We start from the raw sequence: 14,751 nt of genomic DNA, 5'->3' as shown, positions 1-14,751 counted from the left end.
AGGTCTGCCCGATCGCTAACCCGGCAATGACGTGCCAGTGCCGCCATTCAAAATGCAGCGGGTCTCTCTGTCGAAAAGGTGCAACTGCTCTAGATCGATGGCAAGGCTGACGGCTTGGCCGACGCGCAGCTGGACGTTGCCGGGCAGACGGACAGTCGTCAGTTGATTGCCGTCATGCGCGACATAGGCATAGGTGTCGGAGCCGAGCCGCTCTATGACGTCGATCCTGCCTTCGAGATTGCCCTGCCCCGACGCCAGGATGCCGATATGCTCCGGGCGCGCACCGAGTTTGGCAGCCTCGGAAGGCACCGAAGGCAGTTGCAACAGGCCACCGGAAGCGATCTTCAACCCTTCCGCCGTCGGCTCGACGTCGTAGACATTCATCTTCGGCGAACCGAGAAACTGTGCGACGAAGAGGTTGGCCGGCTTCTCGTAGAGTTCGATCGGCGAGCCGATTTGCTGGATCGCGCCGTCCTTGAGCACTACGATCTTGTCGGCAAGCGTCATCGCCTCAACCTGATCGTGGGTAACATAGATCATCGTTGCGCCAAGCCGCTGATGCAGCCGGGCGATTTCGATGCGCATTTCCGCACGCAGGGCGGCATCGAGGTTCGAAAGCGGCTCATCGAAGAGAAACGCCACCGGATCGCGGACGATGGCGCGGCCGATCGCGACACGCTGGCGTTGGCCGCCGGACAGTTCCTTCGGCTTGCGGTCGAGATAGTTTTCGAGACGCAAGGACGCTGCCGCCGCCTGGACACGACGCTCGATCTCGGCGCGTGGCGTCCGCGCGACCTCAAGGCCGAAGGCCATGTTGGCGCGCACAGTCTTATGCGGATAGAGAGCGTAGGATTGGAATACCATGGACAAGGCCCGGTCCGCCGGCCCAAGCTCGGTGACATCCTCGCCGCCGATCAGGATTTGGCCGGAGGTGACTTCCTCCAGACCGGCGACGAGGCGCAGCAGCGTTGATTTCCCGCTGCCGGAGGGGCCGACGAAGACGACGAACTCTCCATCTTCAATCCGCAGATCGAGCCCGCGGATGATGTCCAGTGCGCCAAAGGATTTTCTTACGTTTTTCAATTCGATAACGGCCATGTCGATCTCTCCGCAGCTTCAAGCCTTGACGCCGCCGGCACCGAGGCCGCCTTGCCAGAAACGCTGCATGACGATGAAAGCAATGATGACGGGAACGATGCTGATCAGCGCACCGGCCAGCACGAGGGTAAAGAGCGCAGCACCGCCGCCGGAGCCAACCGTCGCCGTCGCATACCATTGCGCCAGACCGACGGTGACCGGAAAATATTCGGCCGAACTCAGGACGACCAGCGGCAGGAAGTAATTGTTCCAGGTCGCAACGAAGGACAGGATGAGCACAGTGGCAAAGCCGGGCATCAGCAGGCGCAGCGCCAATGAGAAGAAAATATGCAGCTCGCCCGCACCATCGACTCGGCCGGCATCGATCAGCTCGTTCGGTATCGCATCATCGGCATAGACGCGCATCAGGAAAACGCCGGGCGGATAGACGAGAGACGGAAGAATGACGGCCCAGGGCGTATTGACGATACCGACCTTCGACATCAGCAGGAACAGCGGCACGACAAGGGCCGTTTGCGGGATCATGACTGCGCCGAGGATGATGGCGAAGATCAGGCGCTTGCCACGGAAGTCGTATTTGGCAAGCGCATATCCGGCCATCGTCGAAAACAGAGCGGCACCGATGCCGGCGGTTGTCGCATAGATGATGGTATTGAGCAGCCAACGGGCGAAGATGCCGCCCTGGAAGCTGAAGACCTGCCCGATATTTTCCACCAGTTTGAAGTCGCTTGTGAACCAGAGGCCGAATGTCGTGAACAGATCGTTATTGGATTTCGACGCCGATACCAGGACATAGAAGAGCGGCAAAGCCGTATAGAACCATATGACCAGCAGAATGGCGGACAGCATCCAGCGATTGCGCCGGAACGAGGGGGAGCGCTTGGACTTGCCGACGATGGTCATGCGTTGCCCCTGCGGTTGACGATCAGCATGAAGGCATAGGAAATCACGGCAGTCACTGCGCCTAAGACGAAGGAAACGGCAGCGGAATAATTATATTGCTGATTGGCGAAGGCGAGCGTGTAGGCATAGTAGTTCGGCGTATAGGAATTGGTGATGCTGAGCGGTGCCAGATTGCGCAACAGATAGGGTTCCGAGAAGAGCTGCAGCGAACCGATGATCGAGAAGATGATCGTGACGACGACCATCGGTGCGATCAGCGGAAGCTTGACGCGCAGCGCGTAGATAAAGCTGCTGGCACCATCCATCGACGCTGCCTCTTCCAGATCCGTTGGGATCGCCTGCAGCGCGGCAAAATAGATGATCATCTGGTAGCCGGTATATTCCCAGTTTGCGATGTTGGCGATCGACGGGAGGATTGTGATCGGCCCGAGGAAGTTTGGCGCCGGAAGGCCGATGGCATTGGCCAGTTGCGTGAACGGACCAAAAGCCGGGCCGTACAAGTAGCCCCATATGAGGGTCGCGATGACGGCAGGCACGGCATAGGGCAGAAACAGGCTGACGCGAAAAAAGCTCTTGGCATAGACGGTGCCGCTGTCGAGGATAAGTGCGATCAGCAGTGCGATCGCGACCATTCCGGGGATCTGGATGGCGGCGAATTTCAGGAGAACGATGACGCCCTGCCAGAATTTCGGATCGCCCAGGGCACGGACGAAGTTATCCGCCCCGACGAACTTGGTGCCGGCGACCACGGTCGTCTTGTAGACCGCCAGGTTAAGCGCATAGAGCATCGGCGCGATCAGGAAGGCGACGAACAGCAGCGCGAAGGGGGCAAGAAAGAGGAAAGGTGCCAGTCTCTTGCCCACGCGGCGGCGGCGTTTGCGGCTGATAGGACCGGCCATCTGCTTTATCTCCGGCTGCGAAATGTGCCCGCGCCGAAGCGCGGGCTTGCGAATGAGCATGCGGGTGCCTGCAGCCCGCATGCCGGTACTCACCCCTTGGAAACGGTGTAACCCTGATCGGAGCAATAAGCGCTGACGACGTCCTGCAGGCGATCGAAGGCGTCGCCAAGCGATCCCTTGCCGCCGATGGAGGCGGAAAGCTCCTGCTGCACCTGACCAGCGAGATAGTCCTGGAACGGCGCATATTGGAACGAGGAGTCGACGTGCTTGGCCGCTTCGACGAAGACCGCGTTGACCGCCTGGCCACCGTAGAGATCGTATTTGTGATTGATCAGTTCGGGATCCGCGACGAGCTCCTTGAGCACGGGGAAGAGAAACTGCTTGGTGTTCCAGAGGCGTGAGGCTTCGGGATCAGCACCGAGGAACATCGCAAGCTGCGTCGCTTCCTTCGGATGTTTCGTCGTCTTGAACACCGCGAACGTGGAACCACCAAGATTGGCGGAAACGTATTTTCCCTCATCCCACTGCGGCAGGGGAGCCGCACGCCAGTGACCGTTGCTCTTCTTGGCGAATTGCGGAATGAACACCGCGCCCCAGGCACCGGTCATCCATGAGGCATAGGTCCCTTCGTCGAGGCCGGTGAACCAGTCTGTGGTCCAGACCGGAGTTTTGACGCCGACGGCCTTGGCATCGATCAGATCCTGCCAGAAGGCGGCCCATTTCTTCGCGATCGCATCGTTCAGATTGAGCTTGAGATCGGTGCCCTTGAGCTCGAACGGCTTCCAGCCCGCCTGGGCCAGAAGCGCGATGACCCAGCCGCCGTCGGCAGTACCGCCAAAATTGGTGAGGTAGGTATCCGGCGATGCCTTGCTCAGCGCTTTCGAGCTTTCGGCAAAGGCGGCCCACGTCTTCGGCACCTCGATTTTATGCTGCTCCAGCACGTCGGCTCGATAGAGAATGCCCATCGGGCCGGAGTCCCACGGGATACCGAAAACCGCATTGCCGTCGGAGGCGGAAGCCCAGGTCCAGTCGATGAACTTGTTCTTGACGTCATTCGCGCCGTGCTGGCCCATATCGAGGAGCGCCTCGAGCTGCCGGAAGCCGGGGATATTGGTAAACTCGACCTGGCCAACGTCAGGCAGGCCCGTGCCTGCCTGGATCGCATTGCGCAGCTTGACATATTCGTCAGGCCCCTGCCCGGCATTCTCGAGTTTGACGCTGATATGCGGAAAAGCCTTGGTGAACAGATCGATCTCCGCCTGTGTATTCGGGGTCCAGGCCCACATCGTCAGCTCGACCTTCTCTTGCGCGGCGGCGGATGAGCCGATGCCGGAAAATGCGGCGGCAGCTGCGCCTACGCCAGCCGCCTGCAGCAGCTGACGACGGCTCAAGGCGATCTGGATGGCGTCCCTTTTCATGTCGTTGGTCATTGCATGTCCTCCCACATTCAACGAAACCGCCCCTTCCGGATCGGTTCTTTCGTGATGACGCGCAATTCATCACGCGCAATTTGCGTTGTCAATTGCGCAATTTGCGGACATGTGCGAAATATGTCGCAAATTTCGTATATGCAGCGACAACAACGCCGTTGATATCGATGTGCGGGGATGGATTTCTCCCGGGAATCCCGTGATTATCGGGGATAAATTGAAGGGTAGGCATTTGACTCGTTCACCTAAGTCCAACGCAAATCAGCTTGAAATTGCCAAGGCGGCCGGAGTTTCCGTCAGCACCGTGTCGCGCGCACTCTCGGATGCGCGTGGGATCAGCGATGAGCGGCGCATGCAAATTCGCAAGATTGCGGAGGATGCCGGCTATCTCGGCCGGCCTCGAATTGCGGCTCAGCCGACGAGCCACCTGCGGGCCTATGTGACCGGCAGCCTGGCGACAGGAGGATTGGCACCCTTCTATGAGGCCGTTATCGCGGGGTTGCGCGACAAGGCGCACGATGGTGGCTACAGCCTTTCGATCCGCATGGTGGATGAAACTTCGCTCGGACCAGAACGGATGCAGCGTGATCAGGAAAAGGAAGAGGCCAATGTGACGATTTTCGTCGGCATCGACCTCACCGATGAGCTGGCCGGATATTTTCTCAACGGAAGTCACCGCGCGATCCTCGTCAACGGATATGATCCCGAGATGCGCTTCGACTGTGTCGCACCCAATAATTTTTACGGCGCACGTATGGCTGGTCGGGCGCTGCTTCAGGCCGGCCATAGAAAACTGCTTTATATTCATGATCATACGCGTTGGACGACGACTCAGCGCCGCCGTGGTTTCTACGCAGCACTGGAGGACTTTCCCGACGCTTCTTGCACGGCGATCGGGGTCGCTAACGGTGTTGACACGGCACTCCTGGCGGAAGTGGAACGACGAGCCAAGGGCGAAGCGGACTGGACCAGCGTGTTCTGCGCCAACGATATGGGTGCATTCCGACTGATGAGTGCACTCGAAGCCGCAGGTCTCAGCGTTCCGGGAGAAATTTCGGTCATTGGCTTCGACGATCTGCCCTATGCGGCGATGATGCATCCCCGGCTGACGACTATGCGGGTCAACTGCTTCGAAATGGCCCATCAGGCTATTCTTCTGGCGCAGCGGCGGATCGCAGAGCCTGACGTCATGCCCGTTCAGCTGGAATGCGCCGTCACGTTGCAGCCCGGCGCGACAATTGCGCAATTTGCGTAAAATAGAGAAATATTCGTTCTTATATTGCGCAATTTGCGTTTATATGCGATCTCCTAGCGCGAATGGCCTAACTGCCATTCGGCATTTGCGGGCTTTGTTCCGCCAGGAGTTCGCTGTTGACATCGCCCCGACTGATTAGACCCTCGCCAAAGCTCAGCTTTGCTTTCGGCCCGCTCGGGATAGAGAAGTTGTTTTCTCATGCGGACCTCAATCGGCTTGAAAACTTCTGCCGCATCGTTGCCGGCGAACCTCTCAGGGAGTTTCATAGTGAGGTTGCGAGAGCACAGCTCGCCGATACGGATATCCTAATCACCGGTTGGGGTTGCCCTGCCATTGATGCTGCCGTTTTGGAAACTGCACCGTCTCTGAAGCTCGTAGCGCATGCGGCGGGTTCAGTGAAACACCTCATCGGGCCTGCCCTCTTCGAAAGGGGGATCGCGGTGACGAATGCCGCGGCCGCCAACGCGGTTCCCGTCGCGGAGTTTGCGCTGGCTGCGATCCTCTTCGCCAATAAGGATGTCTTCCGCTTCCGGCAACTCTACGCGCAGCAGCGGCGCTCGCTCGAGATGCATCAATCCTTCGACGGCGATAGCGGCAGCTGGCACAAGAAGGTCGGCATTGTCGGCGCCTCTCGAATTGGCCGTCGGGTCCTCGAGTTCCTTCGGCCGCACGATATGGACATTTTGCTTTACGATCCGCTCATCAGTGCCGCCGAAGCCGAGCAATTGGGTACTCGGCTAGCGTCTCTTCTCGAACTCATGGCCGAGTGCCAGACCGTGTCGCTGCACGCGCCACTGCTGGCGGCGACGCAGCATATGATCGATGCCGAAATGCTCGCCCGAATGCCGGATGGCGCAACGCTGATCAATACCGCGCGCGGCGGCCTTGTTGATCAGGCGGCGCTGGAAGCCGAGCTTTCGCGCGGCAGGCTGTCTGCCATTCTCGATGTTACGGAGCCGGAGGTGCTTGCTCCGACATCGCCGCTCTACGAGCTGCCGAATGTTGTTCTAACCCCGCATATCGCCGGCGCGATCGGCAATGAGCGGCAACGCCTGGGCCGACTGATTACCGACGAGATCGAACGCTTCGTCGCTGGCGACCCATTGCAACACAAGCTGACTTTGGAGGGACTGCGCTACCAGGCATGAGATGCCGGACGCGCAGACCGCCTGGGATTTCATATCGTGAGGATAGACAGATGTCCGCATTCCCCTTCATCACACCTCGTCTCGACGATCCGCGGCTATTGCAGGAGCGCCGTTATGGCATGGTGATCGACGGTAAATCCGTTCCCGCCCTTTCAGGAGAGACGATTGCGCGTGAAAGCCCGGCCCATCCCGGCCACATCGTCAGCATCATCCCGAAAGGCAGCCGCGACGATGCCGAGGCGGCAATCGCCGCTGCACGTCTAGCATTCGACAACGGCCCCTGGCCAAGGATGACCGGCGGTGAGCGCGCCCGCATCATGAATCGCGTCGCCGACCTGATCGAGGCGAATATAGAGGAATTGGCTATCATCGAAGCGCTGGAGGTCGGCAAGGCCATCAGCCAGGCTCGCGGAGAGATGGGCTTTTCCGTCAGTCTTTGGCGCTATGCCGCCGGCCATGTCCAAGGGCTGGAGGGCGAAGCCCATAATGATCTCGGCCCGAATACGATCGGCCTCATCCTTCGGGAGCCCGCCGGCGTCGTCGGCCTGATAACGCCATGGAATTTTCCACTGCTGATCGGCTCGGAGCGCATCCCCTGGGCGATCGGCGCGGGTTGCACCGTTGTCATCAAGCCGAGCGAATTCACATCGGGCTCGACGATCCGCATGGCCGAACTTGCGCTTCAGGCCGGATTGCCCGAGGGCGTGCTGAACGTTATCACCGGATATGGAGCCGATGTCGGCCAGATTCTGGCGGAGCATCCGGATGTCGATGTCGTCAACTTCACCGGCTCGCAGCGCGTCGGGCGCCTGATCGGCGCCATTGCCGGGCAGAATATCAAGAAGGTCGGGCTGGAGCTCGGCGGCAAGGGACCACAGGTGGTCTTTGCAGATGCGGATCTCGATGCAGCGGCCGCAAAGATATCGGGCGGCGTCTTTCATTGTTCCGGGCAGGTCTGCATCTCCGGCAGCCGCCTGATCGTCCATGAGAGCGTCGCCGATGCGCTTCTGGAAAAGGTTCAAGCGGTCGCTGCGCAGATCGTCACGGGAGATCCCTTGGATGATCGGGTCCATGTCGGCGCCCTCATCCACCAGGGGCATCTGGACAAGGTTGCAGGCTATGTCGAGCAGGGCAAGGCTGACGGCGCGCAGCTGCTGGTCGGCGGCAACACCTTGGGCAAGGCCGGCGCCTTTTATGCCCCGACGATTTTCACCGATGTCACGCGACAGATGACCATTGCCCAGGACGAGATCTTCGGTCCCGTCTTGACCACCTTCCGCTTCAAGACCGCAGAAGAAGCGATCCGCATGGCCAACGACACACCCTATGGCCTCTCTGCCTGCGTCTGGTCGAGGAATATTTCGACGGCCTTCCAGGCTATCCGTCGCATCAAAGCGGGGCGCACCTGGATCAACGGCATGGGAGATGGCGCTCCGCAGCTAGCGATCGGCGGCTACAAGCAGAGCGGTGTTGGTCGCGAACTCGGCAAGCACGGTTTCGACGAATATTCCGAGCTAAAGAGCGTACACGTCTCGCTCTCAGCCTTTCCAGGATAGTCGCAAGTCCGGGCTATTGGGGAGAGAAGCCCGTCCAAAGAGCTTCTCACCTTGTGTCTGCTAAGCCTGTACTTTGCGGCAGCGCCTCGACCTGCCGGGATCTGCGTGTGCCGCCACCGCCATCGCAACAGCCGCCTTGGTGGCTCTAAGATGACGTTCGTGTCTATCAATATCATTCGAAACTCATCGGCTCGGTGGTCGCTTTGTCGCAAACACCTTGTAAATCGGCGACGTCTTCATTGGAAAGACCCGCCTTGCGGCTGATCAATGCCAGGAGCGAGCTTAACTTGACGCGCACTGCTCGCCGCACTGCGGCTTCAGCGCTTCGTCTCAACCCGTCATCCTATTGCAAGCCTTTTCCGCATCGCCGTCACGACATCCCATCCGGCCAATACCGCGTACCGCGCGCCCGTTTGGGCGAACGGCTGATAACACGTTTGAACGCATGGCTGAGGGCGCTCTCGTTCGCATAACCGGGTGACTGAGCCAAATTTGCCAGCGAGACTCTGCCTTGACGAAGAGCACGGTCCGCCAGCAGCATCCGCCACTCTGTCAGATAACCGACCAGGCCGACACCTGCGGCAGCTTTGAAGTGAAGCGCAAACGTGGCCCGCGACATACCAGCCGCCTTCGCCAATTCACCCACTTGAACCCTTTAAACTCAACCGGTTTTGGCCAGACTTTTTCGACCCATTTTGAATAGTCCCTCGATTTTCATCAAAGAGTTCAAGTGTGACGCAATGCGTCAGATCAATGAACGGGTTATTCAGCTCGCCAAGCATCAACAAGCAGAACGATGTTCAGTAACGCAGCATCAGCCCTTCCCAAACCATGTTCGCGACTATAGTCTCAGCATAAATAACTAAGGGGGATTGATGGCTGCGACGACAGATATCAAATCGCTGAAACACCAGCCCGGCAAATCCCTTGCGATGCCCCTTGCTGCGCTGGGTATCGTCTACGGCGACATCGGCACAAGTCCTCTCTATGCTCTGAAAGAGGCGGTCAAGGCCGCCACGAACGGCGCGCCGGCGGACGCTCAGGCAGTGATCGGAGCCGTGTCCCTGATCTTATGGGCCTTGATCTTCATCGTCTCGCTGAAATACGCCGTGCTCATCCTCCGCGCCGACAACCGCGGTGAAGGCGGAATTGTAGCGATGCTGGCTCTTCTGCACGCCCGCGAAGCTCCCGCCCGCTCACCACGGGCGGCCCTGCTGGTCGTGGGGCTCGTGGGTGCAGCACTCCTCTACGGTGACGGGACGATCACACCTGCAGTATCGGTCCTTTCGGCGGTCGAAGGCCTGAAGGTCGATGCACCCTCGCTTAACGCCTATGTCGTTCCGATTACCATTATCGTCCTCGTCGGCTTGTTTGCCGTCCAGCGATACGGAACCTCCTCTATCGGCCGTATCTTCGGCCCGATTATGCTCCTCTGGTTCATCGTCATTGGGTTGCTCGGCCTCAAGGGCCTGCTGGAAGGCCCCTCGATCCTCGCTGCGGCAAACCCGTTCAATGCCTTGGAGTTCATGATGCAGGTGAGTTGGGGCGGCAGGTTTGCGATTCTTGGCGCCGCATTTCTCGCCGTAACTGGCGGCGAAGCGATGTATGCGGATATGGGGCATTTCGGACGTGGGCCGATCCGTACTGCGTGGTTCGCTGTCGTTCTTCCAGCCCTGGCGCTCAACTATTTTGGCCAGGGCGGTCATCTGCTCGCCGATCCGAATGCGATTGACAATCCGTTCTTCCAGCTTTCACCGGATTGGGCGCACTATCCGATGGTGTTCTTTGCGACTGCCGCGACTGTCATCGCCAGCCAAGCGATCATCTCAGGTGCGTTCTCTCTCACTCAGCAGTCCATTCAGCTTGGCTTCTTGCCGCGCATGCATGTGAAATATACGGCTGCGCACGAAATCGGACAGATTTACATTCCCTTCGTCAATACACTCCTGGCAATCGGTACGATCGCCGCGGTGCTCGTGTTTCGTTCGTCGGATGCGCTTGCCGGGGCCTACGGCATTGCGGTTTCCGCACTTATGATCATTACGACCATTTTGGCGGCCCTGATCGCGCGGCAATGGGGTTACAATCTGTTCGCTGTCATCGCCGTAAACGGCACTTTCTTCATTATCGACGCCGTCTTTTTCTCCGCGAACAGCATGAAATTGTTCGAAGGCGGCTGGTTCCCGCTCCTGCTCGCTGCCCTTATCGCCTTCATCATGCTCACTTGGCGGCGGGGCGAACAGATCGTGGAAAAAATGCGAATGGGGCTGCGACACCCCGAAGAGGAGATGCGCCTTAAGATCGCAAATCCGAAACTCATCCGTTTGCCGGGAGTCGCGACCTTCCTCACGTCCGCAAAGACCGGCATGCCGCTGGCCATGGCAAATTTCCTGCGGCATAACCACGCCCTCCATGAGCGCATTCTTCTCGTGACCGTGGAATCGAGCGAACAGCCTAGAGTGACAGACGAGACGCGGACGCAGGTGTCCGATCTCGGCTTCGGCGTAAGCCGCGTCGTCATAAGCTACGGTTTTACGGAACAGCCGGATGTCCCGAAGGCAATTCGCGCAGCCGTTTTCGATAGAAGTTTGGATGGTTTCGATCCGGAAACGATCTCTTATATTATCGGGCGAGAGACGATCATTCCGTCTGGACATCCGCACACGATGGCTTATTGGCGCGAAATCCTATTCGCATTCGTACAGCACAATTCGGAGCGAAGCGCCGTCTGGTTCAAAGTACCGGCAAGGCAAGCGATCGAGTTCGGAACGGAAATCGAGATATAGCGACCCATAGACTTGCGCAATGAGACCTCCACCCCGCTCGCTCGCTGGCCAGCAACGCAGGTAGGGTGGACCGTCAACGCCTTGGGCGGCAACGATACCGTCCATGGAAGCGCGTACAACGACCACATCGATGGACGTCACCAGCCGCCGTCGATCCCGATGTTCTGACCGGAAACCATGTCTGACGCGGGAGACACGAGAAACAGCACCAGCTCGGCGATGTCAGCGGGCTGGATACGTGATTTGATCGACTGATTTTGAAGAATCCAGTCGTTATATTGCTGCAGCCGATCGCCGAAGACCCGTTCCTCCGCCTCTGACACCACGGCGCCGGGCGAGACGCAATTGACACGAACGCCATGCGGTCCCAGTTCCCGCGCAAGCGACTTCGTCAGGCCATATATCGCGCCCTTCGACGCGACATAGGGTACATAGCCATCCCAACGGCCGTTGAGCGTCAGCGAGCAGAAATTGACGATCTTGCCGTAGCGCTTTTCCTTCATTTTAGGTGTAACGGCGCGTGTGAGCGCAAAGGCTGCCGAAGAATTGACCCGCAACTGCTCCTCGTACTCGTCCAGCGAAAACTCTTCGAAGGGTTTGTTGATGATCAGCGCAGCGTTGTTGATCAGGATATCGATACCTCCATGCGCGTCGGAAAGCCCTACCACGTTCTTCTCGCTCGCCGAGAGATTACCCAGATCCTGCTTGATATAGAGAACCTCGCCGTGGCTCTCCGCTGCAATCCTGGAAGCAAGGGGCTCGCCGGCATCGGCGTCAGCGCGGTCAAGCATGAGTATCCGTGCGCCGGCACCCGCCAACCGGCTGGCCTGAGCGCGCCCCAATGTCCCGAGTGCACCGGTCAGCAGAACTGTCTTACCCGATAGCGTCAGCATCTCAGCCTCATAATAGATCGTGGACTTCGTCGATCGAGGTTTCCGCAGTCGGCCGATCGAAAACGACCTCCCCGCGCGCCATCGCCACGATCCGATCGCAGGATTGGAAGACGTGCTGCATGTTGTGGGAGATGAAGATGCCGGTTAGACCCTGCGCTTTCAGGCCGCGGACAAAACCGATGACCTTGTTCGTCTCTTTGACCGAGAGATGGTTGGTTGGCTCGTCGAGGATCAGCACCTTCGATTTGAAATGCATCGCTCGCGCTATTGCCACGCCCTGCCGCTGACCGCCCGAAAGCTCGCCCACGAGCGCATCCGGCGAGCGCAGATGCAGATCGACATCGGCGATCGCCTTGATGCTTTCGTCTCGCATGCGCTTCTGGTCCATGATGCCGAAATTACCCATGCACCACTTCATCGGCTCGCGGCCGATGAACAGGTTGCGAGCGATCGACATCGTCGGGACCATGGAATTGTATTGATAAATCGTCTCCAGCCCATGATGCATGGCATCCTTTGGCGAGCGGAAATTGACCTGCCTGCCCTCGATCAGGATCTGACCCTCATCCTGGTGATGGACGCCCGAGAGGATTTTGATAAGCGTCGATTTTCCCGCGCCATTATCGCCCACCAGGCCGACGGATTCGCCGCGCTTGATGGTCAGCGAAACGTTTTTCAGCGCATGCACGCCGCTATACCACTTCTGCAAGTTGCGGCATTCGATGATCGGCAGTGTCATTTATGTGCCTCCACCTTGATCTTGCGGGATATCTTGCCCATCCAGGCATTGGCGATGACGGCAAACATGGTGAGCATGCCAATCGCGAATTTGAACCAGTTGGCATCGACACGCGAGAGCACCAGGCCGTTGTCGATAGTGCGGATGAGCAACGTGCCGATGATCGCGCCGAACACGGTGCCGATACCGCCTGCCAGGGCCGTCCCGCCGATAACGGCAGCTGCCACCGCCTGCAGCTCCAACCCCTCCCCGATCGAGGGCAGCGGCGAGCCAAGGCGCAGTACTTGCAGCAGGCCCGCAAAGCCCGCCAGCATAGAGCAAAGCATGAAGCAGACGATCTTCACACGCCGGACAGGGATGCCCATCGATGCCGCCGCTTCATTAAAGCCGCCCACCGCCCGGATCCAGTTGCCGAAGTTCGTCAGAGACAGGAAGGCGGCGGTGAGAATTGCTATCAGCGCAAACCATAGGAAGGACACGCGCAGGATCGCCCCCTGCCAGATATAGTCGGTGAAGAGCCAGGTCGGCAGATCATCTGGCAGAAGCGGCGGAAAACCGCCAGAAATAACGATCGTGAGGGAACGGGCAATAAACAGCATGCCGAGCGTGGTAATGAAGCTCGGGATCGAGAACTGCAGCGTGATATAGCCGTTGATGAGGCCGATGAATGCGCAGATCAACAGCCCTAACAGCAAAGAGAGGCTGAATGGAATGCCGTCGTTCAACATGACTGCCATGGACATAGGCATCAATGCAAAAACAGAACCGACGGAAAGATCGAACTCGCCGCATATCATCAATATCGTAACGCCGATGGCAACGAGCGCCATCTCCGGCAGCAGCCCCATGATGCCACGTATATTCTCAAACGACAGCAGCACGCCGTTTGACTTGATCTGGAACAGGACGATCAGGATAATCAGCAGAGCAAGCCCCGCCAACTCCGGCTTGTCGAGATAGACTTTTAGAAACCGCTTCATCAGCATATCGCTCGCGATGGTGCGGCGCCCTACTCCACAGAGCAAGACGCCGGTGGTCATTGGACGGTTCGGTTAACGCAAGCCGCGCTTGGACATTTCCATGATTATCGGAACATCCTTGGGCGTGACGATGCCCTGTCCGGTGTCGATATCCGAAGGGGTCAAGCCGGCAGTCTTCCATAGATAGGCCTGCATGACCGGCATGAAGCCTTGCATATAGGGCTGCTGGTCGACCTGCACCTGCACATAACCTGCCGTCATCTGCTGCAGGACTTCCGGCACGAGATCGAAACCGCCGAGAAGCACTTTGCCCGGCTTGATGCTGCGATCCTTCAGTACCTTGGCGACACCTGCATCCCAATAGCCAGTGTCGAAATAAGCCGTCGTATTGGGATTGGCATTAAGATAGGCGCCAATGCGATCGGCGGTGATGGCGAGGTCAGTAGCAGAGTCGATGCGCGAGATGTTGATCTCGCGATCCTTGTGCTCGGCCTTGTATTCCTCGAGGAATTTGGTGACGCCGGCAGCGCGCTGTTCGGACCATGTCTGGCCGGGAGCGTTGACGCCTACTAGCAGATTGAGCGGGCCGTCCTTCGGGAAATTCAGCGATTGGGCTTTGGCAAGCGAGTAGCCGGCCGCAACGAAACCCTGGCCGATGAAGGCCTTGCGCGCGTTGCCCTTCGCGCCCTGACTGTCGTCGACATTGACGGCAAGCACGAGAATGCCGGCATCGATGGCTTCCTTGATCGCGGCGTCGTAAGCCTTGTCATCGACGATGGCGACGAAAATCGCGTCCGGCTTGGTGGCGATTGCCGCCTGCAGGTTGGCGACCGCCTGTTCGACCGACCCTTCAGTTTGCGTCAGCACAAGCTGGCAGTTGGCACCGACGCGCGTGCAAGCATCGTCAAAGCCCTTCTTGACCGACTGCCAGAATGTATTGGAGGCCGAAGAGTGGCTGATGAATGTGACGTTCAGTCCTGCCGCAGAAGCACCGGATGCCATCAAAGACAGGCCGAGCGCCGTGCCGGCGATCATTTTCTTAAGCATGCTTTCCTCCCTTGTTT

At 58.7% G+C, this 14,751-nt stretch carries 13 protein-coding genes; 4 read left to right on the top strand and 9 right to left on the bottom strand.

The window, feature by feature from the left end:
* Window positions 1-15 precede the first annotated feature (15 nt).
* The 4 genes from QD409_RS13420 to QD409_RS13405 form a co-directional block, all read right to left on the bottom strand.
* On the bottom strand, window positions 16-1,098 hold the full coding sequence (locus QD409_RS13420) for an ABC transporter ATP-binding protein (protein WP_092852107.1): 1,083 nt from the start codon (window positions 1,096-1,098) through the stop codon (window positions 16-18).
* Window positions 1,099-1,116: 18 nt separating this feature from the next.
* Window positions 1,117-2,001: a carbohydrate ABC transporter permease gene (locus tag QD409_RS13415; RefSeq protein ID WP_208858664.1), complete on the bottom strand. Its 885-nt coding sequence runs from the start codon at window positions 1,999-2,001 to the stop codon at window positions 1,117-1,119.
* Window positions 1,998-2,900, bottom strand: a complete 903-nt coding sequence (locus QD409_RS13410) for a carbohydrate ABC transporter permease (protein WP_092852212.1) — start codon at window positions 2,898-2,900, stop codon at window positions 1,998-2,000. The genes QD409_RS13415 and QD409_RS13410 overlap by 4 nt, the downstream gene beginning before the upstream one ends.
* A gap of 89 nt (window positions 2,901-2,989) precedes the next feature.
* A complete protein-coding gene (locus QD409_RS13405; protein ID WP_092852105.1) occupies window positions 2,990-4,330 on the bottom strand; it encodes an ABC transporter substrate-binding protein in 1,341 nt (446 codons plus the stop codon).
* A 232-nt stretch (window positions 4,331-4,562) separates the two neighbouring features.
* Here QD409_RS13405 and QD409_RS13400 point away from each other — a divergent pair, with 232 nt between their 5' ends.
* From QD409_RS13400 to QD409_RS13390, 3 genes are all read left to right on the top strand, one after another.
* The gene (locus QD409_RS13400; RefSeq protein WP_430762905.1) at window positions 4,563-5,585 is read left to right on the top strand and encodes a LacI family DNA-binding transcriptional regulator; all 1,023 of its coding nucleotides are present in this window, start codon (window positions 4,563-4,565) and stop codon (window positions 5,583-5,585) included.
* A 131-nt stretch (window positions 5,586-5,716) separates the two neighbouring features.
* Window positions 5,717-6,733 carry a hydroxyacid dehydrogenase gene (locus tag QD409_RS13395; protein WP_425348547.1) on the top strand — a complete coding sequence of 339 codons (1,017 nt, stop codon included), beginning with the start codon at window positions 5,717-5,719 and terminating at the stop codon, window positions 6,731-6,733.
* Window positions 6,734-6,783: 50 nt separating this feature from the next.
* Window positions 6,784-8,289: an aldehyde dehydrogenase family protein gene (locus QD409_RS13390; protein ID WP_245298061.1), complete on the top strand. Its 1,506-nt coding sequence runs from the start codon at window positions 6,784-6,786 to the stop codon at window positions 8,287-8,289.
* 370 nt (window positions 8,290-8,659) lie between these two features.
* On the opposite strand, the gene QD409_RS13385 is transcribed toward QD409_RS13390, so the two are convergent.
* Window positions 8,660-8,935: a helix-turn-helix transcriptional regulator gene (locus QD409_RS13385; protein WP_280949830.1), complete on the bottom strand. Its 276-nt coding sequence runs from the start codon at window positions 8,933-8,935 to the stop codon at window positions 8,660-8,662.
* A 229-nt stretch (window positions 8,936-9,164) separates the two neighbouring features.
* Between QD409_RS13385 and QD409_RS13380 the strand changes: the two genes are divergently transcribed.
* The gene (locus tag QD409_RS13380) at window positions 9,165-11,075 is read left to right on the top strand and encodes a potassium transporter Kup (protein ID WP_092852099.1); all 1,911 of its coding nucleotides are present in this window, start codon (window positions 9,165-9,167) and stop codon (window positions 11,073-11,075) included.
* Window positions 11,076-11,212: 137 nt separating this feature from the next.
* Here QD409_RS13380 and QD409_RS13375 read toward each other — a convergent pair whose 3' ends face one another.
* The 4 genes from QD409_RS13375 to QD409_RS13360 form a co-directional block, all read right to left on the bottom strand.
* Complete coding sequence (locus QD409_RS13375) at window positions 11,213-11,968, bottom strand: SDR family oxidoreductase (protein ID WP_092852097.1); 756 nt, start codon at window positions 11,966-11,968, stop codon at window positions 11,213-11,215.
* Between the two features lie 7 nt (window positions 11,969-11,975).
* Entirely contained in the window at window positions 11,976-12,707 is a 732-nt protein-coding gene (locus QD409_RS13370; RefSeq protein WP_092852095.1) for an ATP-binding cassette domain-containing protein, read from the bottom strand.
* Window positions 12,704-13,687, bottom strand: a complete 984-nt coding sequence (locus tag QD409_RS13365; protein ID WP_092852206.1) for an ABC transporter permease — start codon at window positions 13,685-13,687, stop codon at window positions 12,704-12,706. The genes QD409_RS13370 and QD409_RS13365 overlap by 4 nt, the downstream gene beginning before the upstream one ends.
* Before the next feature lie 72 nt (window positions 13,688-13,759).
* Complete coding sequence (locus tag QD409_RS13360; protein WP_167668019.1) at window positions 13,760-14,734, bottom strand: sugar ABC transporter substrate-binding protein; 975 nt, start codon at window positions 14,732-14,734, stop codon at window positions 13,760-13,762.
* Window positions 14,735-14,751 lie beyond the last annotated feature (17 nt).

This window comes from Rhizobium sp. BR 315 (assembly GCF_050577975.1).
Lineage (GTDB): Bacteria > Pseudomonadota > Alphaproteobacteria > Rhizobiales > Rhizobiaceae > Rhizobium > Rhizobium miluonense.
The sequence above is the reverse complement of the archived record's forward strand: the minus strand, read 5'-3'. Positions and strand labels throughout refer to the sequence as shown.

Bases quoted from the DNA above. Each gene is read 5' to 3' on its own strand.
- QD409_RS13420 (WP_092852107.1), bottom strand. From the start codon at position 1,098: ATGGCCGTTATCGAATTGAAAAACGTAAGAAAATCCTTTGGCGCACTG.
- QD409_RS13415 (WP_208858664.1), bottom strand. From the start codon at position 2,001: ATGACCATCGTCGGCAAGTCCAAGCGCTCCCCCTCGTTCCGGCGCAAT.
- QD409_RS13410 (WP_092852212.1), bottom strand. From the start codon at position 2,900: ATGGCCGGTCCTATCAGCCGCAAACGCCGCCGCCGCGTGGGCAAGAGA.
- QD409_RS13405 (WP_092852105.1), bottom strand. From the start codon at position 4,330: ATGACCAACGACATGAAAAGGGACGCCATCCAGATCGCCTTGAGCCGT.
- QD409_RS13390 (WP_245298061.1), top strand. From the start codon at position 6,784: ATGTCCGCATTCCCCTTCATCACACCTCGTCTCGACGATCCGCGGCTA.
- QD409_RS13380 (WP_092852099.1), top strand. From the start codon at position 9,165: ATGGCTGCGACGACAGATATCAAATCGCTGAAACACCAGCCCGGCAAA.
- QD409_RS13375 (WP_092852097.1), bottom strand. From the start codon at position 11,968: ATGCTGACGCTATCGGGTAAGACAGTTCTGCTGACCGGTGCACTCGGG.
- QD409_RS13370 (WP_092852095.1), bottom strand. From the start codon at position 12,707: ATGACACTGCCGATCATCGAATGCCGCAACTTGCAGAAGTGGTATAGC.
- QD409_RS13365 (WP_092852206.1), bottom strand. From the start codon at position 13,687: ATGAAGCGGTTTCTAAAAGTCTATCTCGACAAGCCGGAGTTGGCGGGG.
- QD409_RS13360 (WP_167668019.1), bottom strand. From the start codon at position 14,734: ATGCTTAAGAAAATGATCGCCGGCACGGCGCTCGGCCTGTCTTTGATG.